Consider the following 21546-nt stretch of genomic DNA (forward strand, 5'->3'; position numbering starts at 1 on the left):
GTATGGTCTGCAATTACTATTGAATACGCCCTATTTAAATTCAAATACAGATATGGCCAGGGGTGCTAGTGTTATTTCTGCTGAATAATCCCTACCATTCCAAGGATCTTTTTTTGTGATAATTTGTTTATTGTTTAAAACATCGCTACCTCCAAACGCTTTAGCGTCACTATTAAAAATCTCTTTGAGTTTTGCTTTTATTGGAATTCCAATTTTATAATTTTCCCTAACTGTTGGGGTGAAATTACAAACAACAATGAGGTTATGTTTAGCGTCGTACCCTTTTCTTATGTAAGACATAACGCAGTTCTCATGGTCGTCGAAGCTAATCCATTCAAACCCCTCGTTGCTAAATCCGTTTTCGTACAACGCAGGAGTTGTTTTATATAGTGTGTTTAATGCTTTATAATAGTTTTGAAGATTTTTGTGTGGCTCAAACTCCAGCAGGTTCCAATCGAGGCTTTTCTCGAAATTCCATTCGTTATATTGACCAAATTCGCCACCCATAAACAATAACTTGGTTCCAGGGTGAGTGAACATATAACCGTAAAGCAATCGAAGGTTTGCAAAGCGCTGCCATTCATCGCCTGGCATTCTGCCTAAAATAGAGTTCTTTCCATAAACAACTTCGTCATGCGATAATGGAAGCATAAAGTTTTCGGTAAAGGCATATGCCAAACTAAATGTTATATCGTTTTGATGGTGTTTTCTGTAAATAGGATCTTTGGAAAAATACTCTAAAGTATCGTGCATCCAACCCATCATCCATTTCATTCCAAAACCCAGTCCGCCAGAGAACACTGGTTTAGACACCATAGGAAATGCCGTAGATTCTTCTGCAATGGTTTGAACATCTGGGAAAGACTTGTAAACCTCCTTATTTAATTCTTTAAAAAAGCTAATAGCAGCTAGGTTTTCTTTGCCTCCATGGATGTTTGGTTCCCATTCACCATCTTCGCGGGAGTAATCTAAAAACAGCATAGATGCTACTGCATCTACGCGCAATCCGTCTGCATGATATTGATCCAACCAGAAAATGGCATTACTTATTAGGAAAGACCTAACTTCGTTGCGTTCGTAATTAAAGATTAAACTTTTCCAATCTGGATGGTACCCTTTTCTTTTATCTGGGTGTTCGTATAAGCTAGAACCATCAAAAAAACCAAGACCGTGTGCGTCTTCGGGAAAATGTGATGGTACCCAATCTAAAATAATTCCAATATCGTTTTGGTGTAGTTTATCAATCAAATACTTAAACTCTTCGGGATAACCGAAGCGGGATGTTGGTGCAAAATAGCCTGTTAGCTGGTATCCCCAAGATGGATCGTAAGGATATTCCATAATAGGCATGAGTTCTACATGTGTAAAATTCATGTCTTTTACATAGTTTACCAAACTATCGGCTAATTCGAAATAGGATAAAAACCGCTTTTCTTCCAGATGTCTTTTCCAGGATCCTAAATGCACTTCGTAAACAGAAAAGGGCGCGTCTATAGCATTGTGTTTCTTGCGCTTTTTCATCCAGTCTTTATCTTTCCAGGCATAGGAATCGTCCCAGATTATCGATGCCGTTTTAGGTGGATGTTCGCAGCGCCTCGCATATGGATCAGCTTTTACTGTTGTTACATTGTTATGGTGGCTTTCAATCTTATATTTATAAAGATTGCCTTTTCCTATTAAAGGAATAAAACCTTCCCAAATACCACTTGAGTCCCAACGTACATTTAATTGATGTACGCCTTCTACCCAGAAGTTAAAATCGCCAATTACAGATACCGATTTAGCGCTTGGTGCCCAGACTGCGAAATATGTGCCTTCAACGCCTTCTCTAGTTGTTATATGTGATCCGAATTTTTCATAAAGTCGATAATGTTTTCCTGCTTTAAAAAGATCGATATCGAATTCTGTAAATAAGCTAAAAGGTTTTACGTGTGCCATATATTATATTACAAAGCCATTAGGGATTACAGCTCCTTTTTTAATTACTACTATCCCATCTTTAATAGCATAAGAATCTGTTTCGATTGGTTCTAAGTGTGGACCTCCATTAATTCTTACATCGTCACCGATACAGCAATTTTTATCTAAAATCGCATTTTTTATAAAACAACGTGCCCCGATGCCTATTGAGTTAACATTGGGGTTGGTAACGTTTTCTAATGTTTGGTAATGGTCGTTACCCATAATATAGGTGTTTATTATTGTAGATTCGTCTCCAATTCTGGAACGAATACCAATAACCGATTTCTCAATTTTTGCAGCACTAATTATACAGCCTTCTGCGACTACGGTTTTGTTAAGCGTTGTTCCCGATACTTTTGTTGTAGGGAGCATTCGGGCTCTGGTATAAATACGTTTAGATTTATCGTATAAATCGAATTTTGGAATGTCTGCCGTTAAACCAATATTGGCTTCAAAGAACGAATCTATATTTCCAATATCGGTCCAGTAGCCTTCATATTGATAGCTTAATGTTTTGTGTTTGTCGATATTTTGTGGGATGATTTCCTTGCCAAAATCTATGGTATTAGGATCTTTCATGAGTTTAATTAATAAATCCCTATTAAAAATATAGATTCCCATGGAAGCCAAATAGTTTCTACCCTCGTTTTTCATGTCGTCACTTACTTCAGAAACCCATTCTGGTAATACTTCGGCGTCTGGTTTTTCAATAAATGAAGTAATTACATTTTTATCGTTTGCTTTTAGAATACCAAAGGATGTGGCATCTTTAGCATTAACGGGAATGGTAGCGATAGATATTTTAGCTTTGCTTTTTATATGTGCGTCGATCATTAATTCGTAATCCATTTGGTATAATTGATCTCCAGAAAGAATTAATACATAATCGAATTCGTGCCTTGTAAAATGGTGCATGCTCTGGCGAACAGCATCTGCCGTACCCTGAAACCATGTTTTATTTGCTGGTGTTTGTTCTGCTGCTAATACATCGACAAAAGCCGAACTGAAAAAACTAAAATGATACGTGTTTTTAATATGCCTATTTAACGATGCGGAATTAAATTGTGTTAAAACAAATATGCGTTTTATGTTCGAATTAATACAATTTGAAATAGGTATATCAACCAACCTATATTTACCCGCAATTGGAACTGCTGGTTTAGATCTTGCTTCTGTTAATGGATATAATCTGGAGCCTTGACCGCCCCCTAAAATAATGGCTAAAACTTTATCGTTAATCATATTTTTAGTTTATGGATTTGTATAGTTTAATGTATTCTTTAGCAGATGCGTCCCAGGAATGGTTAATTTTCATAACCTGAGCGCTCAATTTCTTGTAGGTAGTGCTATCTTTATAGAGGGAAACACCTCTATCAATTGCATTCGTGATCTCTGAAACAGTAACGTTGGCATGGCTAATACCAAATCCGTTTTCTTCTGAAATGTCAGTAACAGTATCTTTAAGCCCTCCTATGCTTCTTACTATGGGGATGGTGCCATACCTTAGCGCATACATTTGGTTGAGTCCACAAGGCTCTACTCGTGAAGGCATGAGTAAAAAATCTGCACCAGCATAAATAACATGAGATAAAGCTTCGTCGTAGCCTATAAAAGCATTGTAAGTCCCTTTATAATCATTTTTTAGGGCTTCCAACTGTATTTCAACATCGTCATGCCCAGAGCCTAGTAATAGAATGGAAGCCTTGTTTTTTTCAAGAACTTTTTTAAATGTTTCGGGAAAGAGGTCAGATCCTTTTTCGCCGACCAATCTACCAATAAAAGCAAAAAGAGGTTTGTTAACATCTAAATTAAAGGTGTCGCATAAATGCTTCTTATTTGCCTTTTTACCGGCTACTACTGTTTTGGTACTATAGTTTGAAATAAGGTAATTATCGGTTTCGGGGTTCCATACGTTCCAATCGATACCGTTTAGAATACCAGAACATTTTGCGCTTTCATGATTTAACAGACTTTCTAGACCATTAGCAGCGGTTTTTAATTCTTCCATGTAGCTTGGTGATACCGTGGTAACTCCCCAGGCGCATTTTATAGCTGCTGCCAATGGGTTTATATTCCCCGACCAATCTAAAAGTCCAACATTTTGAAAATTAAAAGGAGGAATTAAGTCTACTTTTTTATGAGAAAACCATCCTTGGTATTGGGCATTGTGTATGGTTAATAAATTAGGGATTTTTCTAAACGTTTCATATTTAAAACTTTCTTGAAGCATGAAAGGAACAAGACCTGTATGGTGATCATGGCAGTGTATAAAATCGGGATGTTTATCCCAGGTTAACATCCAGTCCAGAGCTGCAATTTGAAAGGCTAAAAATCGTTCAGTATCATCATTGGAGTAAACATATTCCTTAAACAAAAGCTGAGGTACATCAACAAAGAATATATCAAACTCCAAAAGGCTTTCTTTTAGAGTTAATATTTTAAACGGATATAGTGTGTCCCCTAAGCTTAATTGAGATTCATAAACCGTATTAAATGTATTCGCTTTTGTAAACTTGTTATTATAAAAAGGCATAATAACCTGAGATGAAATTGTTGCACTATTTTGATATTTAGGTAATGCTCCAACAACATCTGCCAACCCTCCTATTTTTGCTACTGGGTAGCATTCTGCGCTAATGTGTACAATATTCATATATAGTTTTGCGTATCTTATAAACTTACGAAATAATTAGCTAATTTTTTTGTATGATTTTATTTTTAAGAAAAATAAAATATAACTGAGATTAATTGCGAGTATTGCTAACAAAAATTAAAAAAAATACATAAAAACTCTTAATTTTTTTACTAGGTTATGAAAATGTCTTAGTGTGTTAGTTTTAGTTGTTAAGGAGAAAAAATCAATTTATTGAATATTTAAGAGTAAAGATTATATTTGTTTTACTGTTAAAAAAACAGCTACAAAATATGTTTGCTCCTTTTACTCTAACATGCATACTTCTTTTTTGTTTAAATCTATGTGCGCAAAATACTTCTTTTGAAAAGCAACTTGATAGTATTCAGGAGTTAAGACGGTTATCTAAAAATGATGATTTAGATATCGATACTCGGATATTGTATGCTAAAAGGGCTAGCGAGTTGTCTTATGAAATTGGTGTTGATTCTACTATATTTTTATCAGATATAAATCGTGTAGATTTTTTTCTAAATACTAAGGACTTTTATGCCTTTAAAAAAGTTTTTCATAAACGATTTAAATTAGCTAAAAAGTTCAATGACTCTACACAGATTACTTTTTATAGTAGCTTATTAGGAGAATACTATTATTCTTTTACTGAAAATATAAGACCAGACAGTAGTTATTATTACTATAACATTTCTCAAGAAATTTATAAAGTACAGAAGAATAATTTCAATAGGGCATTAATTCTACATCGAATTGCAATTCTACAAAAAGATGAGAAATTTTTTGTTGGTAGTGAAGTTAATCTTATAGAAGCACTTTCATTATTAGAAACATTAAAAGAGTCTGATATAATAAACAGGAGGAAAGCTTATGTTTATAGTTGTTTAGGTATGGTATTTGACGAACAAAAGCAATTTGAAAAATCTATCGAGTATTATAATTTATGCCTTAAAATGAAAAATAGGCTTAAAGGAAATAATCAACGAGCTATTCATATAACACACATTAGTATAGGTAACACATTCAAACATTCAGGTCAACTTGACAGAGCTATTAAAATGTATACTAAAGTTTTAGATGATAAAGCTTTCATACGTAAAGACAGTAGTTTATTTGCCCTTGTATTAGATAATTATGCGCATGCTCTGTATTTATCCGAAGATTATAATCAATTACCTAATTTATATTTAAGAGCCTTAAAAGTTTGTAATGATGTTAATGATAAGTATAAAACCATAATCATCCATCAGCATTTAGCTGAGTTCTATTATTATAAAAAACAAAAAGATTCTGCATTGTATCATGGTTATAAAGCAAAGGAGATTTCAGAACAATTCTACAAAGACGATTTGTTAAAATCACTTTTAGTTTTATCGAAAATAGAAGAAGACAGTATTGCTGTAAAGCATTATGAATCTTATATAACTCTAAATGATAGCATACAGAGAGAAGATCGCCTAAAAAGAAACAAATACGCCAGGATACAATTTGAAACCGATCAATATATAAAAGAAACCGAGCGCTTAAGCATCCAAAATATTTTAATTTCTGTAATTGGTGGGATATCGTTATTAGTATTAGGGCTTTTATATTTTATACGAGTTCAACGTTCTAAAAACAAGGCTTTAGTATTTGCAAGTGAGCAAGAAAAAGCCAATCGGGAGATTTATAAGCTCATGTTGCAACAACAAACTAGGCAAGAAGAAGGCCGTTTACAAGAGCGACACAGAATTGCAGAAGATTTGCATGATGGTGTTTTGAGTAGGTTGTTTAGTACAAGAATGGGCATGGGGTTTTTAAATATTAAAGGAGACGAAACGACTTTGCAAGAGTACCGGACATTTATAGAGGAAATACAAGATATAGAAAAAGAAGTGCGGGATGTTACTCATGTACTTCGAGAAGATAATACCTTGATAAAAACCAGTTTTGAATCCATGCTTGAAGATTATATGAAGCATCAAAGTTCTATTGGAGGGTTTAAGTATGAGGTGGAAAAAATGAATGAGGTAAATCTTGATTCGCTTAATGATCGAATAAGAGTAGAGATTTACCGTATTGTTCAAGAGTCGATGCAAAATATTATAAAACATGCTCAGGCTGATAACGTTATTATTTCTTTTATGCTAAAAGAATATGTTTTAGAAATTAAGATCAAAGATGATGGCATAGGCTTTGATACAAATGATAGACATAAAGGGATAGGTTTAAAAAATATAGCCTCAAGGGTGTCGAAACTTAAAGGCAGTTATAATATAGCTTCTACTGAAGATAAAGGAACAGAATTAAATATAAATATACCCGTTTAACAAAGCGTTTCAAAAGTATGAATGTATTAATTATTGAAGACCACCCGTTAATTAGTAATGCTTATAAAAATGCACTTGCCCTCGTTAGTGCAAAAGATAAAGCCTTAACGTTTAATATTGACATTGCAGTAAGTTGCGATGAAGCTTATTTAAGAATTAAAGATGCGCAAAATACCAAAGCTACTATTGATATTGTTTTTCTTGATATTAAATTACCTCCATCCAAAGACGGTAAAATAATTTCTGGGGAAGATTTAGGTATTAAGATAAGAACGCTTTTTCCGAAAACGAAAATAATTATCGCAACTACATATAATGATAACTATAGAATTAACAGTATTTTTAAAAGTGTAAATCCTGATGGGTTTTTAATAAAGAATGATTTAAACCCGGAAGAGCTTATTTTGGCTATTGAAAGCATAATAAAGGATGACCCCTATTATAGTAAGTCTGTAGTTCGGTTAATGCGCCAAGAAACTTCTAACAATTTAGTAATAGACGATATTGATAGAAAATTATTATATGAATTATCCCGAGGCACAAAAATGGGCGAATTACCCCAAATAATGCCACTTTCTAAAACTGCTTTAGAAAGGAGAAAGCGAGCATTAAAAGAGCTTTTTGATGTTAAAGCAGACAGAGACTTACTTAAAATTGCAGAACAAAAAGGGTTTATTTAATCGTTCAGCTTTAAAACTGCCATAAATGCTTCTTGTGGTATTTCTACATTACCTACCTGACGCATACGTTTTTTTCCTTTTTTCTGTTTTTCAAGGAGTTTACGTTTACGGGAAATATCTCCCCCATAACATTTAGCAGTAACGTCTTTACGTAGTGCTTTTGTAGTTTCTCTGGAAATAATTTTGGCTCCAATTGCTGCCTGAATAGGAATATCGAATTGTTGGCGAGGAATTAACTCTTTTAATTTCTCACACATCTTTTTCCCAATGTTTGCTGCATTATCGGCGTGAATTAATGCCGAAAGCGCATCAACAGGCTGTGAGTTTAATAAAATATCTACACGAACCAATTTCGATTGTTTCATACCTATAGGGTGATAATCGAAAGATGCATACCCTTTAGAAACAGTTTTTAAACGGTCGTAAAAGTCGAATACAATCTCAGCTAAAGGCATATCGAATGTTAATTCAACACGTTCGGTGGTTAGATAAGTTTGATTGGTAATTTGTCCACGTTTTTCAATACAAAGCGACATAACATTACCAACAAAATCGGCTTTTGTGATTATTGTTGCTTTTATATAAGGTTCTTCAACACGATCTAAAATGGATGGTTCTGGTAAATCCGACGGATTATTAACGATTACAGTTTTATCTGGAGATTTCCTTGTAAATGCATGGTAAGATACGTTTGGAACCGTTGTAATTACGGTCATATTGAACTCTCGCTCTAAACGTTCCTGAATAATTTCCATATGCAACATGCCCAGGAAACCACAGCGGAAACCAAACCCTAAAGCGGCTGAACTTTCTGGAGCAAACACCAACGACGCATCGTTTAGCTGAAGCTTTTCCATAGATGCTCTAAGCTCTTCGTAATCTTCGGTATCTACAGGGTATATACCAGCAAAAACCATGGGTTTTACATCTTCAAACCCTTCAATAGCATTAGTTGTTGGGGTTTTAGCATCTGTAATGGTATCCCCAACTTTAACTTCTTTGGCCTCTTTAATACCTGTAATTACGTAACCAACATCACCTGCCTGGATTTCTTTTTTAGGAACTTGTTTGAGTTTTAAAGTCCCTACTTCATCAGCAAAATAATTTTTATCGGTAGCAATAAACTTAATGTTTTGCCCTTTTTTAATAGAACCGTTTATAACCCTAAAATAAGTTTCTACACCACGAAACGGATTATAAACCGAGTCGAATATTAAGGCTTGTAATGGTTCATCTATGTTTCCTTTTGGCGATGGAATGCGCTCAATAATGGCTTTTAGGACATTATCGACCCCGAAACCTGTTTTTCCACTGGCATGAATCACTTCTTCCGGATCGCAACCTAAAAGGTCTACAATATCGTCTGTAACTTCTTCCGGATTGGCACTAGGCAAATCCACTTTATTAAGGACCGGAATGATTTCCAGATCGTTTTCCAGGGCTAAATATAAATTAGAAATAGTCTGAGCCTGGATACTCTGTGCTGCATCTACAATAAGTAAAGCGCCTTCGCAAGCAGCAATAGAACGGGAAACCTCATAAGAGAAATCAACATGGCCCGGAGTATCAATTAGGTTTAAAACATACTCCTTATCTTCAAAAACATACTCCATTTGTATGGCATGCGATTTTATAGTGATACCACGTTCACGTTCCAAATCCATACTATCCAAAAGCTGATCCTGCTTCTCTCTGGCAGTTACAGCGCCTGTATAATCCAACAAACGGTCTGCGAGCGTACTCTTACCGTGATCTATATGTGCAATAATGCAAAAGTTTCTAATGTGCTTCATGGTCAAAAAAATCTTTCTAAAAAAGATTCTGCAAAGATAGAGGATTTAAACGAAGTTTGTTAATATTTTAATTTATTGAAAGGAAACAAAAATTACATCACCATACTACTACAAATACCTAAGCTTACAATAACATAAAGTGCCGCAAGAATAAACAACACTTTTGCAGCTTTTTTGTTATTTGCGCGTATAGCAAATCCTATAATAGCTAATAAAATAGCAGGACCAAACATAATGACCAGAATTAAGTATATCAGGCCATCTAAATTCATGTTTCCTTCTAAAAAGTAAACCATAGTTAAATTTTTATATCATCATACTGCCACATATACCAAGGCTTATTAAAAGATAAACCGCCGCTAGTATCATAAGTATTTTTGATGTTTTTCGGTTTTTTGCTCTAATGGCCAATCCAATAATTAGTAGGATTAATGGAGGTAAGAACATAATGGCTAAAACTAGTAAAAATATGCCCAAATAATTTCCGCCCTCAACTATTAATGTAGTCATAATATATCGTTTCTAAGTTCCTCTAAATATTCTTTTTTATCATCTCTGTAAAACAAGTTCATAGTTTCAAAAGGGATAATTTTATTGTCTTTATCTACAATATGCACACAGGATTTTTTAATAGCACGTACATCAAAGTTATAAGCGTCAATAAACTGCATGATAATAACGCGAAATAGATTATCGTAACCCAAATTTGGCGCATCAATATTTGGTAGGCAACACATGATAGATTTTAAGTTTTCTTCGGCTACTTCAACAGAATTTCCGGTACTAAAAAGTTCTATCATCTTACCCTTTATGTTTTCGTCCTGTTCGTAAATAATGGTGTTTTTACTATTATCCAACAAATCATTTGGGTTTATATATCGTGTAAGCGGAAACACTTCATCGCCTAATTTAAGGGCGTATCCCATAACCAACGCATCGGGATTGCAAGGCACTGGCAGTAAATCGTCTGGATTAAAAATGGTGGTTTGCTCCATAATTTTGCGGCGTACTTCTGTAAGCGTCATTCTGTCGGTTTCTGGATTGAAATGTTCCAGTCTTCCTGCTATTTGAGTTGGCTGAAGGGTGACACCTCTTACGCATTTTTGCTTCAAGGCGAAGTCTATGGTTTTACCAATTTCATGATCGTTTAGCCCCTTTTGAAGGGTTACTACCAAAGTGGTTGATAAATTGAGTTTGTTTAAATTTTCAAGAGCTTGTGTTCTGATATCGTTTAAATCGGCACCTCGGAGTTCTTGCAACACGCTATTTTCAAAAGAATCGAACTGCAAATAGATTTCAAAATCGGGAGTATAGGTTTTAAGCTTTTCCGCGAAAGCGAAATCTTTGGCAATTTTAATGCCGTTGGTGTTTAGCATTAAATGCCGAATGGGTAGCGACTTTGCATAATCTAAAATCTCAAAGAATTGCGGATGAATTGTTGGTTCGCCACCGCTAATTTGAACAACATCAGGTTCTTTTTCGTTGGCAACAATAGTATCCAGCATGGTTTTTACTTCTTCCAGAGTACGATGTCTTCCGTAAGTAGGTGATGAACCGGCATAGCAGGTCGGACAGGTTAAGTTGCATCTATCGGTGACTTCTACTACAGTTAAGCATGAATGTTGTTCGTGATCTGGACATAAGCCACAATCGTAAGGACAACCATAATCGGTTTTGGTATTAAATCTATATGGTGTTTCAGAAGGCTTGTTGTAATTTCTAATGTTTTTATAATAAGGAATATCGTCGGCAATTAATACCTTGGAATTCCCATGCTCCGGACAACGTTTTAGCATATAAACATTGTCATTTTCAAATACTATTTTAGCATCAACTCGTTTTAAACAATCCGGACAAAGGCTTAAGGTAAAATCGTAATAGGTATATTTTCTAACGGGCATGTTTAAAAACGTTTAAAATGGTTTTATAATAGTAAAGGAGACAAATTATACATAATATTTGGATTGTGCTAAGCCAAAGAATGTAAAATGTATTTGGTTTTAGGAACTCGATAAAAAATCTGAACGAAAAATAAAAAACCATAAACCATTTAAACAGATCACCGTTTTTTAATGAGGCTTTATTTTGGATACGTTTTAAACTAAAAAACAACAGGATTAAAAATACTAATTCGTATAAGGCTACTGGGTGGCGTAATAATCCATCGCCCAGATCCATACCAAAAACCGAGGAGGTTTCTCTACCATAGGTAAATTCATTTATTCCGGACAGAAAGCATCCAATGCGGCCGATAAATATGCCCAGTATAATTGGAAACACAAATAAATCTCCAGATGATTGGGTTTCACCAATTCGTTTTTTAGCAATTTCAACACCTAATAAACCACCAAACAGCCCTCCCATAATGGTTTTTGTGTTTAGTAGTTGAATCAAATTCTCCTGTGAGAGACTCACTAGCGGGTTTTCTAAAAACCCAACAATTCTGGAACCAATCAGAGCACCGAGAGCCGCTCCTAAGATAATGGACAGCCTGTTGTTTGATGAAATAACATCATTACTATGTCTTCGTAGTATTACGTAATACCGAAACGCGACAAAGAATGCTAGGTATTCCAGAATCAGGTGGATGTTTGTCTTGTATCCGAAAAGAATGGGTTCGTAGGGGATGTTCAAAAAGTTGAAATTTGGAACTAAAAATACAACAATATTGAAGGGAAGAACACATTTCATTAAAAAACTGTAATTTTGCCCAAAATTTAAATTGTGGTTAAAATAGACAACATAGAACTTCCAAATTTTCCATTGCTTTTAGCGCCTATGGAAGATGTAAGCGATCCGCCGTTTCGTGCCCTTTGTAAGGAGCAAGGTGCTGATGTTGTGTATACAGAGTTTGTGTCGAGCGAAGGGTTAATTCGTAATGCTGCTAAAAGTGTTATGAAGTTGGATATTTATGAGAAGGAACGTCCTGTGGGGATTCAAATTTTTGGAGCAAATCTGGACAGTATGTTGCAGACCATTGATATTGTTTCGGCTTCGAAACCAGATATTATTGATATTAATTTTGGTTGCCCCGTAAAAAAGGTAGTTAGCAAAGGTGCCGGTGCCGGAATCTTAAAGGACATCTGTTTGATGGAGAAACTGACTGCCGAGATGGTTAAGCGTACCGACATTCCTGTTACTGTAAAAACTCGTTTAGGTTGGGATCATGATTCTATAAAAATTGTTGAGGTTGCAGAAAGGCTACAGGATGTTGGCTGCAAGGCTATTGCTATACATGGTCGTACCCGCGCACAAATGTACAAGGGGAGTGCCGACTGGAAGCCTATTGCTGAGGTGAAAAACAATCCGCGTATGCATATTCCTGTATTTGGAAATGGAGATGTTGATAGTCCTGAAAAGGCTGTAGAAATGCGTGATAGTTATGGGTTAGATGGCGCTATGATAGGTCGGGCTTCTATAGGAAACCCATGGTTTTTTAAACAGGTAAAGCACTATTTTAAAACAGGTGAGTATTTAGCACCTATTTCGTTAGCCGAACGTGTTGAGGCTGCTCGTAGGCATCTGCAAATGTCTATAGACTGGAAAGGTGAAGTATTAGGGGTTTTTGAAACCCGTAGACATTATACAAATTATTTTAAGGGTATTCCACATTTTAAAGAATATCGTATGAAAATGGTAACTAGCGATCGTCCGGAAGATGTATTTGCTGCCTTTGATGAGGTATTGGAAAAGTTTTCAGATTATCAGTTTACCGAATAATATACCTTAACTAATAGTTTTCTATTAACGATTTCGAAATTCTTACTGATGCAATCTTAGAGGCAATAATACCTAAAACCGAAATGGTTATAAATACAATAAAAAAGTTTTCAATTTTAATTGTCATGGGGTAAGCTAGGGTTGGCGTTATCATAACCATACCAAATATTTTTTGAAGTGCAGTAACTATTAGGGCAACTACTAACCCTATAACGCCGCCTACAATGCTCATTAAGCTACCTTGTAAAAAGAAGATTTTACGAATATCTTTTACAGTGGCTCCCATGTTAAAAAGTGTGCCTAAACTTCGTTTTTTATCTAGCATCATCATGATTAACGATCCTATAACATTAAAAAATGCAATGATTAATACCAAGGTGAATATTAAATATACCGCAAGATTTTCGGTGTTTAGCATTTTATAAAGTGCATCGTTAAGTTGTGCTCTATTTTTTAAAATAACGCGATCCCCTAAAATTGCTTGGATTTTTTCCTTGGCGAGTTCCTCATCTGCATCTTCATTAAGTTTAAATTCTATTCCAGATACTTGATTAGGTTTATAATTTAAAAGGTTTTTAGCTAAATCTATACATGAGTACACGTAAGTATCATTTAACGATTCGTTTACGTAAAATACACCAACATTAATTGCTTTTGCAGTGTTAAATGCATTTTTGCTAGATTTTATTTGTCCCTTTCCAGGTTTTGGAACATAAATATTTATAATATTCGAAAAATCTAAAACCCCAAGAGATAAGTTATTTGAAACTCCCCAACCAGATACGAGGTGATTGGAGTTTTGATCGAGCCAATTGCCATGGTCTATTTTAGATTCAATATTAACTACATTCCGGTAATTACCATCAACCCCTTTTAAGGTCGCCAAATAGTTTTTATCGCCGGCGGCAATAGCAACGCGTTCTTCAATAATTTTAGAGAATAGCGAGACTTCTTCTAAATCGTTTAGCTTGGAAATATGATCTTCAGTTAAAATAAATGATTTACCAACAGACGATTCGGCTTTTAAATCGGGGTCGACAATACTCGAAAATTCAAGGGTGAAGTCCTTTAAGCCAGCAAAACCAGACAATACAATAAATAACGATGCAGCTCCTACTATAACTCCAATAATGGCAATTATAGTTATGAAGTTAATAGCATTGTTACTGCTTTTAGTTCGTAGGTATCGTTTTGCTATGTATAAAGGAAAATGCATGTTTATACTAAATAAAGAAAAATTAATCTCAACTTGAAGCTTTTTTTAAAAACATTTAGGATTTTTTCCGTTTATCCAAAATATCAGGGTCTTTAATAGGATTTTCCTTTCCTTTTAAGGATTTTTCTATTTGATCGATGTATTCCAAAGAGTCATCTACAAAGAATTCCAAATTAGGCATACGCCTTAATTGATTCTTGGTGCGCTGTGCTAATTCATGCCTAATCAATGGTGTATTAGACTTTATACCATCGAGAAGTTCTTTTGCTTTTTCGTTTGGAAAAATGCTTAAATAAACTTTAGCTACCGATAAGTCTACCGTTACTCTAACTTTAGACACCGATATTAATATCCCTTGCATACCTCCTTGTGTGGCAGCACCTTGCAATACCTCAACTAAATCGCGCTGTAAAACGGATCCTATCTTTTTTTGTCTTTGACTTTCCTCCATAATGCAAAAATAACGGATATTTGAAGATTATCTTACTTTTGATTTGCATAATTTGTATCTTAACTATAAATAAAAGATTCTCTTTTTCAAGGGAATGAGAAAAATAACTTTACTAATGAATAAAATTGAACATATAGGAATTGCCGTAAAAAGCCTCAAGGACTCTAATGAATTGTTTTCTAAACTTTTTGGTGAACCTCACTACAAAATAGAAGAAGTAGAGCGGGAAGGTGTTAACACGTCTTTTTTTAAAGTTGGTGAAAATAAAATTGAACTATTGGAAGCTACCAATGAAGATAGTCCGATAGCAAAATTTATTAATAAAAAAGGCGAAGGCATCCATCATATTGCTTTTGATGTAACGAATATTGAATCGGAAATTAAACGCCTTAAAAACGAGGGTTTTATAGTTTTAAACGAAATGCCAAAGAAAGGTGCAGATAATAAGTTGGTGGCTTTTTTGCACCCAAAATCTTCAAATGGAGTTTTAATTGAACTATGTCAAGAGATAAAGGACTAATTTTTCTTGCTAAGAAATAAAATAAGTAGTAATATTGCACTCCAATTTCGGTCCCATAGCTCAGTTGGTTAGAGCACCTGACTCATAATCAGGTGGTCCTTGGTTCGAGCCCAAGTGGGACCACTTTTAAAAATTGAGAGAAGCCTTGTGAATGTTGAGTTTACGAGGCTTTTTTATATTCAATAACCCCATATTGTAATTGTATTTTTTGTTTTTATTAAATATACCTGTTTATCTCATTTATACTACATAAATTTAAGCGAATTAAAAAAGAAATATTAATATCATTCATTGTTGCCCAAAGCATTGGAAATATAAATAAAGCACTCAAAAGATGAATCTCGCATGTTTTCTAAGATAAGTAATCAGAAATACAATTCTTATTTAAAGGAAATAGTAGATTTGATTAACATAGAAAACTAACTATCCACATGGTTGGAAGAACTTTTGTAAGTACTACTTTATTATATAAATGATGAGTAAATGAATTGTTAGAACATAGTAAGTAGTACGAAAATTACCCAAGAAAGTTATGATAAAGTAGTTCAGAAAAAAATTAATTTGGAGATGAGGAGGTTGAAGGTCAGTGGGCTTTAAAATTTGCTTGTTTGAATATATTTACTAAATTAGTCGTAATTTCTTCCCTGAGAAATAATTAATGACATGCGGTCTAATTTACATTAGCCCTATTTTACTAATCCTAATTATATTAATATGTCATTAATTTATTATGCAAATGAAACCCTAATTTTTGAAGAAGAAGCTAAAGAGAAACTATATTCAGGCAAACTTGACAAATTTGATTTAGCATTAAAGAGAAGTGATAATTTTCAGCTTAATGATGAAAATGAAATTTTAAATTCTATAGACAATTACTTTCAAGGATATGAACCCATTAGGACTAGTAAAACCATCGAGTATTGAAATTCTCAAATTATACTTGTAATGCACCTGAAAATTCCTAAAAAAAGATTTGTTATTGACAAGTGGGATTAAATCATTGACTATCCATAATACTACACCTAAGGCAATTAATCAAATTGTTAAAAAATTACTGGATGCCTATTTGAAAAATATAAAAACAGACATCTTCAAAAAATCTTAAAATGATGATATATGGAAGAAGAAATAAAACTTAAAAAAGAACATTTAGAAAAGTATATTACTAAACAACTAGAGGGTTTTAAAAAAAGATCTGTATATAATAGATCGGCTTCTATAAGGCAACATGGTTTAGTTACCTTATTAGGAGCAGCAATAACAATTTTATCTGGTTTAGATATTGAATTAATTGCAGAACATACTAGGATAGTTGTTTTGATATTAGGAGCTGCTGTAACAGTAATTGGAGCTTATAAGACTTTTTTTAACAATAAAGATTTATGGATAAAAAACACAATGATCAGTAACAAGTTGCTTAAAGTAAAGAATGATTATGAGTTCTTTATTGCAGGAAAGGAATTCGAAAATATAAAAATTGAAGATTTAGAAAAATATAAAATAGAAGTAGATAATATTTTAAAAGAAGCAAATAAGCTATGGGAAATAGCAAGACAAAATAATAATTAATTTATGAGTAAATATTTTTCTGACGGATTGAAAGAAATAGATAAACAGGTAATAGAGGGTTTAAAGACATTGCCGCTTTCTCATAATTGTCCATTTCGACAATTACAAAGTATTTTGGATGATAAAATAATAAAGGCAAATCCCTGTAATATATTTGAAGGAGAAGAATTGGCTTATTTTTTTTATGGAAAACCAACTTATTTTGATGATGAAGCGTTTTTGCCTGTTTTCCTTTTATTTGATTTTTTTGAAAATGAAAATGTAGAACATAGAATAGCACCATTTGATACGGGCGCATATTTCAAAGGTCACTTAGATAAAAATAAAAAAGGCAACCTAAATGATGCTAATAAAGGGATATGTTTAAATGATTTCTGTTACGATTCCGATGTCGGTGAAGATTCCATTGATTATGGTAAAAAGATAGTTAATTATTTTTTTACTTCCAATAATCATTACTATAGAAACCTTATTAAAAAAGGAATTAAACATTTGAGTCTTCCAAGTGCTTATTATAATAAAATTGTTTCGGGAAGATCATACACCCAATATTACGACAGTCGATCATCTTCCATAGAGGTACAATTCAAAAAGGATTTTGACCTAACTAAGAATAAGATTATATATGCGCTGATTCCTTCAGATATAGGAGATTTGGTTAAAACCAAATTAAAATTATTAAATCCAAATGTGAAGATAGATGTATATATGGAAGAAGAGTTTGGTTATGAAGAGCAGCACTTAAGAGACTTGTTGACTGAAGCTAAAGTTATGGTACGTAACTTTTTAGAGGTTAATGGCTATTTTAATTAATGAGTAAGGAATATAAAATAATAGGATACTTAAGAATCTCAAAAAAGAGTGATACAGGTTTTTTAAATCCTATTTTTCAAAAAGGAGATGGAGATGAACGATATAGATGTACAGTTAAAGATTCTAAAATTTCGTCATTTAAAGAGCTTAATAATTCATTCAAAGATTATGTTAAAGAAGACGAAAAGATTGTTAAGTGTAATTTAACTCTTAGAGAGGGAGATGAAATTGTTCACTTTTTCCAAAAAGGGGAAATCTTTTTTCAAGGAAATAAAAGTTTGGTTATTAATCAATTGATAGAAAATTTTAATAGTTATATAGATGAGTTAGACGAAATTAAAAAATATAACCTTTTCAACTTTATTGGTTTTACAGCACAGGCAGATAATGAAAGAATAAGTCTAAAAAAAAGTGAAGGCATAGATATTCTTCAGAAACAATTAAAAAAAACAGATAATTTAGATTTTGACTTATTGTCGAGGGAAACGACATCAATTTTAAAGGAAACCAAATATTCCAAGGTTTTTAGAAAATATTTAGGTTTAAAAAATATTTTCAGCGATTACAAATTAACAGTTAGAATAGGTAATAATTTGGTTAATAAAAAAGATTTAAATGCTTATTTAGATTCAGATAGTGTGGTGAAATCCCTTAACAATCGATACTCAATTGAAGCTTATGTTTTTATAAAAAAGCAATGTAGAGGAACAATAGAAGGTATAAAAGATATACCAGCTTTGAATAAAGAAGCTCTATCTGCATCTCCTAAGATCCCTTGTTTATATAAAAATCTCCATCATAGATGGGAACTAACCGAAGAAGAGGTTCCAATTATACATATGCTGGACTCAGTTATTGATAAGAATGACTATACAAGTAGTCCCTCAGTTTTAAATATGATATTTGAGTTTAAATTATTTATGAATGATAACTTGGAAGTTAATAGTAAAAATGAAAAACCTAATACATTAGATATAGAAGAATTAGACTCAATTATGAGTACAATCGTAAAAAACAATAAATAATGAAAGAATTAATTAATGATAATCCTTTTATAAAAGATCTTAGTAAATCAGCTGTCAAGAATTTGATTATTGACAATGAGCTAAGAAAAGATAATGTTGTTATATATTTTGTTGTTGATACTTACGATATTATTGAATATTGTTTTCCTTTTCATTCGGATGGGCAGAAGGAGGAGTACGAGCTTAAAACTAAGTTGATAGCCTATGATTATCTATTTTATGAAAATGAAAATAAACCTCTTGTACCTGATGAGTATTTAGCAGAGTTAAATTCTTTTATGTATCATCTAAAAAATAAAGCTAATAATGCTATAAATGCATTCAAGGATATTGAAAATCTATTTAAAGAAAAAGAACAACAATTAGACTTCGATTTTTTCACAAAGAACATTACCACTTTTTTAGCAATACAGTATGATCTGTTAAATCCGGTTTCTTTAGATAGGTATAGAGATATTTTTAGTAAAAGGTTAGATGCATTTAATATAACAGTTAAAAATAAGAATGACAGAGAAACTTTATCTAATTTGTTTGCAGGTGTTGAAAAGTCAGATTTGACTGAAAAAATATTTGAAGATTATTATGATAATGTAAAGCTTAAATTTATTGAAAAAAAACCTACTTCTGAGAAAATTTTTAGGCACTTAAATAACACCTATAAAGATATTGTCGTAATTGATAGATTGATCCAAATAAATAATATTTTAGAAAAAAAGCATAAGGAAAATAAACTAGAAAAAAAATATTTATTTCTTTATGTTTCGTCTACACCTTCAAAATCTAAAGTTTTATTTAAACTTCCATCTTTGCTTAGTAATTTGCCAAACATATACAATATTGATAAATTTAATTTTTTAAGGAATGCACCACAAATTTATCTTCAAGCCATATCCAGTTTTGGTAAAGATGACAACATAGATAGTTCCATAAAGTTTTTGAAACAGATTGTCAGAGGACAGGAGCGAATAGATAAGATACATAGTCTTGAATCCGAGGTAAATGAAAAAAATCCAGGTCTTAGAAGAAGTCTAGCTGATATGAGAGATACTACAAGAAATCAATTTGATATCATCTCTAAAATGCATAAGTTTTATGAGAATAAAGAAAGGTTGACTAAAGTAATTGAAAATTTTAAAAATAGTACCCAAGGAATTAATACAAGAGAGTTTAGGAAATTTAAAAACTATATCAGTCGAATAATTCAATCAGATACATTTAAAACAAAATCGACTCAAGTATTTGAATATCTACATCTACATACTGCTAATTCTGAATTGCAAGGGAAAATACTAGAATTAAGCCTTTCTAATGAAAATATTACTCCAGATTTAGGTGAAGATACTGTTAGAAGTAATTATCAGCATTTGCCTATTTTAATTTTTTACAAACAACAGAGTTTATTAAAAAAATCCTCATGGCATGATTTATTAAAAACAATTTCTAACTACTTATCTGAGCCAGGACAGGATGAGAAAAACGAATTCATTACGTCTTATAATAATATTATTGAAAACTTAAAGAAAAAGAAGGGGTTTTCAGCAATAGAAATTTCAATTATTCTCTATTACTTGAGTTTAATACTTCCAGATCCTGACTCTAATGTAGGAAATGAAAAACAACTAATAAGACAATTAGAAAACCTTAAAGAAGTGATAAAATATTCTTATATTAAACAGGTTTATAATCCTAAAAACGAAGAGTTTGAAGAAATATTGGCGAAAAACAAATATGAGATTGAAATAAATTATATGCTCATATGGATTTACAGGCGAAAAAAAATGTTTGATAAATCAATAGAATTAGCAAATAAGGTGCTTGAGATTTATTCTGATGAACCTAGGATAATTCATGGGAAAGCATTGTCAATTTTATCTAAAGCGTACTCCCAAGAAAGCGGATACAATATTTCAAGGTCTTTATTGAAAGCTAAGAATCTGTTAATTAAATCCCTACGTTTGTATGAATATGAAAAAGTAACCAATAATATACTTTTAAGAAAGACATTGATAGCAATATCTAATAGTATCTGTAATTTATATAATCATTTGTATAATCATGATAAAAAAGAAGAGTATCTAGAAAATTCAAAGAAATCTTCTATAGTTTTTCTGGATATATTCAAGAGATATATTTCAAAACCAATAGAAGATTTTCCTGCGTTTTGTGATACCTTATGCTGGTTAAATTTAAATATTGCTGAAGCTGAATTGGATAATTCTAACCATGATGAGGCTACGAAAAGATATACTACAGCCCAACATTATTTTGATATTTGTAAAGTGTCTAAAATTTATGACAATTTCCCTGATCAAGATTATTTTAACAACTTAAAATCAAAGTTAAATACTGTCAAAAAAGAAGTCATAAAAAAAGATTCTTAGTAAAGTCAAAAAACATTTTAGATTCTATATCTTGATAATATTATTAATCAAATAATTAGTAAAAAGAAATTTATACATAAGTTTCCAAAAAGTAACTTCGTGAATTTTCACAAGTAAAAATAAAGAATTATTTGCTAGTTATCTCTTTTCGATTTTATCTATACTTACCAACAGATTGAACTAATGGAGTTTATATAAAACTTTACTCAATCTCCTTAAGAATGGAGTCTTTTAATTCTTTTAGTCTTTAACGGGTTAACCTCCACTCCGCAAAGTCTCCTGACTTTGAGGTGTAAAAAACTATCAAATAAATCTAATAATAGATAACTGTCTAGGTGAATCTCTTTGCCAACAATTTATAAGATATGAGAGAGTCTAATTCTCTTTCTCTTTTTTAATTTTTGATCTAATTCCTCAATATTTTTTGAAATCCGTTTTTAAAGTGATGGATTTAGAGATTGGA

General features: G+C 32.5%; 19 protein-coding genes and 1 tRNA gene. 10 read left to right on the forward strand and 10 right to left on the reverse strand.

The annotated features are described in order from the left end of the window. Window positions 1–30: 30 nt before the first annotated feature. Genes glgB through C1H87_RS12575 form a run of 3 tightly spaced genes read right to left on the reverse strand, consistent with a single transcriptional unit; the run spans window position 31 to window position 4615 of the window. Window positions 31–1938 (reverse strand): 1,4-alpha-glucan branching protein GlgB, encoded by a 1908-nt coding sequence (glgB, locus tag C1H87_RS12565; protein WP_102756150.1) that lies wholly within the window; start codon window positions 1936–1938, stop codon window positions 31–33. Between the two features lie 3 nt (window positions 1939–1941). After that, window positions 1942–3204, reverse strand: coding sequence for a glucose-1-phosphate adenylyltransferase (locus tag C1H87_RS12570; protein WP_102756151.1), 1263 nt, complete (start codon window positions 3202–3204; stop codon window positions 1942–1944). Window positions 3205–3208: 4 nt separating this feature from the next. Beyond that, window positions 3209–4615: a glycogen synthase gene (locus C1H87_RS12575; RefSeq protein ID WP_102756152.1), complete on the reverse strand. Its 1407-nt coding sequence runs from the start codon at window positions 4613–4615 to the stop codon at window positions 3209–3211. A gap of 272 nt (window positions 4616–4887) precedes the next feature. Here C1H87_RS12575 and C1H87_RS12580 point away from each other — a divergent pair, with 272 nt between their 5' ends. Both C1H87_RS12580 and C1H87_RS12585 read left to right on the forward strand, forming a co-directional pair. Next, a complete protein-coding gene (locus C1H87_RS12580) occupies window positions 4888–6915 on the forward strand; it encodes a tetratricopeptide repeat-containing sensor histidine kinase (RefSeq protein WP_102756153.1) in 2028 nt (675 codons plus the stop codon). Window positions 6916–6932: 17 nt separating this feature from the next. After that, window positions 6933–7595, forward strand: a complete 663-nt coding sequence (locus tag C1H87_RS12585; protein WP_102756154.1) for a response regulator — start codon at window positions 6933–6935, stop codon at window positions 7593–7595. On the opposite strand, the gene lepA is transcribed toward C1H87_RS12585, so the two are convergent. The 5 genes from lepA to C1H87_RS12610 form a co-directional block, all read right to left on the reverse strand. Next, window positions 7592–9388 (reverse strand): translation elongation factor 4, encoded by a 1797-nt coding sequence (lepA, locus tag C1H87_RS12590; RefSeq protein WP_102756155.1) that lies wholly within the window; start codon window positions 9386–9388, stop codon window positions 7592–7594. The genes C1H87_RS12585 and lepA overlap by 4 nt on opposite strands. Window positions 9389–9480: 92 nt before the next feature. Continuing rightward, the gene (locus tag C1H87_RS12595; RefSeq protein WP_199769289.1) at window positions 9481–9684 is read right to left on the reverse strand and encodes a hypothetical protein; all 204 of its coding nucleotides are present in this window, start codon (window positions 9682–9684) and stop codon (window positions 9481–9483) included. A 10-nt stretch (window positions 9685–9694) separates the two neighbouring features. Beyond that, on the reverse strand, window positions 9695–9898 hold the full coding sequence (locus tag C1H87_RS12600) for a hypothetical protein (protein WP_102756156.1): 204 nt from the start codon (window positions 9896–9898) through the stop codon (window positions 9695–9697). Continuing rightward, window positions 9895–11289, reverse strand: a complete 1395-nt coding sequence (locus C1H87_RS12605) for a radical SAM protein (RefSeq protein WP_102756157.1) — start codon at window positions 11287–11289, stop codon at window positions 9895–9897. Before C1H87_RS12605 ends, C1H87_RS12600 begins: the two co-directional genes overlap by 4 nt. Then, window positions 11279–12079, reverse strand: a complete 801-nt coding sequence (locus C1H87_RS12610) for a prolipoprotein diacylglyceryl transferase (protein ID WP_233783119.1) — start codon at window positions 12077–12079, stop codon at window positions 11279–11281. The genes C1H87_RS12605 and C1H87_RS12610 overlap by 11 nt, the downstream gene beginning before the upstream one ends. A 33-nt stretch (window positions 12080–12112) precedes the next feature. Between C1H87_RS12610 and dusB the strand changes: the two genes are divergently transcribed. After that, entirely contained in the window at window positions 12113–13108 is a 996-nt protein-coding gene (gene dusB, locus C1H87_RS12615) for a tRNA dihydrouridine synthase DusB (protein WP_102756158.1), read from the forward strand. 10 nt (window positions 13109–13118) lie between these two features. Here dusB and C1H87_RS12620 read toward each other — a convergent pair whose 3' ends face one another. After that, window positions 13119–14324: an ABC transporter permease gene (locus C1H87_RS12620; RefSeq protein ID WP_102756159.1), complete on the reverse strand. Its 1206-nt coding sequence runs from the start codon at window positions 14322–14324 to the stop codon at window positions 13119–13121. Between the two features lie 55 nt (window positions 14325–14379). Next, window positions 14380–14775, reverse strand: a complete 396-nt coding sequence (gene rbfA / locus C1H87_RS12625; RefSeq protein WP_102756160.1) for a 30S ribosome-binding factor RbfA — start codon at window positions 14773–14775, stop codon at window positions 14380–14382. A 115-nt stretch (window positions 14776–14890) separates the two neighbouring features. Here rbfA and mce point away from each other — a divergent pair, with 115 nt between their 5' ends. The 7 genes from mce to C1H87_RS12660 all read left to right on the forward strand — a co-directional run bounded on the left by mce (window position 14891) and on the right by C1H87_RS12660 (window position 21083). Beyond that, window positions 14891–15295, forward strand: coding sequence for a methylmalonyl-CoA epimerase (mce, locus tag C1H87_RS12630; protein WP_102756161.1), 405 nt, complete (start codon window positions 14891–14893; stop codon window positions 15293–15295). 49 nt (window positions 15296–15344) lie between these two features. Beyond that, window positions 15345–15418 (forward strand) — tRNA-Ile (locus C1H87_RS12635). A gap of 591 nt (window positions 15419–16009) precedes the next feature. Continuing rightward, window positions 16010–16219 carry a hypothetical protein gene (locus C1H87_RS12640; protein WP_102756162.1) on the forward strand — a complete coding sequence of 70 codons (210 nt, stop codon included), beginning with the start codon at window positions 16010–16012 and terminating at the stop codon, window positions 16217–16219. Window positions 16220–16411: 192 nt separating this feature from the next. Then, complete coding sequence (locus C1H87_RS12645) at window positions 16412–16864, forward strand: SLATT domain-containing protein (RefSeq protein WP_102756163.1); 453 nt, start codon at window positions 16412–16414, stop codon at window positions 16862–16864. 3 nt (window positions 16865–16867) lie between these two features. Continuing rightward, window positions 16868–17677, forward strand: a complete 810-nt coding sequence (locus C1H87_RS12650) for a hypothetical protein (protein ID WP_102756164.1) — start codon at window positions 16868–16870, stop codon at window positions 17675–17677. After that, the gene (locus tag C1H87_RS12655) at window positions 17677–18702 is read left to right on the forward strand and encodes a hypothetical protein (protein ID WP_102756165.1); all 1026 of its coding nucleotides are present in this window, start codon (window positions 17677–17679) and stop codon (window positions 18700–18702) included. Before C1H87_RS12650 ends, C1H87_RS12655 begins: the two co-directional genes overlap by 1 nt. Next, entirely contained in the window at window positions 18702–21083 is a 2382-nt protein-coding gene (locus tag C1H87_RS12660) for a tetratricopeptide repeat protein (protein ID WP_102756166.1), read from the forward strand. The genes C1H87_RS12655 and C1H87_RS12660 overlap by 1 nt, the downstream gene beginning before the upstream one ends. Window positions 21084–21546 lie beyond the last annotated feature (463 nt).

It is taken from the genome of Flavivirga eckloniae (assembly GCF_002886045.1).
In the GTDB taxonomy this organism is placed as follows: domain Bacteria; phylum Bacteroidota; class Bacteroidia; order Flavobacteriales; family Flavobacteriaceae; genus Flavivirga; species Flavivirga eckloniae.

Excerpts from the sequence above, each read along its gene's own strand:
- C1H87_RS12655 (WP_102756165.1), top strand. The coding sequence starts at position 17,677 with ATGAGTAAGGAATATAAAATAATAGGATACTTAAGAATCTCAAAAAAG.
- C1H87_RS12610 (WP_233783119.1), bottom strand. The coding sequence starts at position 12,079 with ATGAAATGTGTTCTTCCCTTCAATATTGTTGTATTTTTAGTTCCAAAT.
- C1H87_RS12660 (WP_102756166.1), top strand. The coding sequence starts at position 18,702 with ATGAAAGAATTAATTAATGATAATCCTTTTATAAAAGATCTTAGTAAA.
- C1H87_RS12600 (WP_102756156.1), bottom strand. The coding sequence starts at position 9,898 with ATGACTACATTAATAGTTGAGGGCGGAAATTATTTGGGCATATTTTTA.
- mce (WP_102756161.1), top strand. The coding sequence starts at position 14,891 with ATGAATAAAATTGAACATATAGGAATTGCCGTAAAAAGCCTCAAGGAC.
- C1H87_RS12645 (WP_102756163.1), top strand. The coding sequence starts at position 16,412 with ATGGAAGAAGAAATAAAACTTAAAAAAGAACATTTAGAAAAGTATATT.
- C1H87_RS12620 (WP_102756159.1), bottom strand. The coding sequence starts at position 14,324 with ATGCATTTTCCTTTATACATAGCAAAACGATACCTACGAACTAAAAGC.
- C1H87_RS12605 (WP_102756157.1), bottom strand. The coding sequence starts at position 11,289 with ATGCCCGTTAGAAAATATACCTATTACGATTTTACCTTAAGCCTTTGT.
- C1H87_RS12575 (WP_102756152.1), bottom strand. The coding sequence starts at position 4,615 with ATGAATATTGTACACATTAGCGCAGAATGCTACCCAGTAGCAAAAATA.
- C1H87_RS12570 (WP_102756151.1), bottom strand. The coding sequence starts at position 3,204 with ATGATTAACGATAAAGTTTTAGCCATTATTTTAGGGGGCGGTCAAGGC.
- C1H87_RS12585 (WP_102756154.1), top strand. The coding sequence starts at position 6,933 with ATGAATGTATTAATTATTGAAGACCACCCGTTAATTAGTAATGCTTAT.
- lepA (WP_102756155.1), bottom strand. The coding sequence starts at position 9,388 with ATGAAGCACATTAGAAACTTTTGCATTATTGCACATATAGATCACGGT.
- rbfA (WP_102756160.1), bottom strand. The coding sequence starts at position 14,775 with ATGGAGGAAAGTCAAAGACAAAAAAAGATAGGATCCGTTTTACAGCGC.
- C1H87_RS12640 (WP_102756162.1), top strand. The coding sequence starts at position 16,010 with ATGTCATTAATTTATTATGCAAATGAAACCCTAATTTTTGAAGAAGAA.
- C1H87_RS12650 (WP_102756164.1), top strand. The coding sequence starts at position 16,868 with ATGAGTAAATATTTTTCTGACGGATTGAAAGAAATAGATAAACAGGTA.
- C1H87_RS12595 (WP_199769289.1), bottom strand. The coding sequence starts at position 9,684 with ATGGTTTACTTTTTAGAAGGAAACATGAATTTAGATGGCCTGATATAC.
- C1H87_RS12580 (WP_102756153.1), top strand. The coding sequence starts at position 4,888 with ATGTTTGCTCCTTTTACTCTAACATGCATACTTCTTTTTTGTTTAAAT.
- glgB (WP_102756150.1), bottom strand. The coding sequence starts at position 1,938 with ATGGCACACGTAAAACCTTTTAGCTTATTTACAGAATTCGATATCGAT.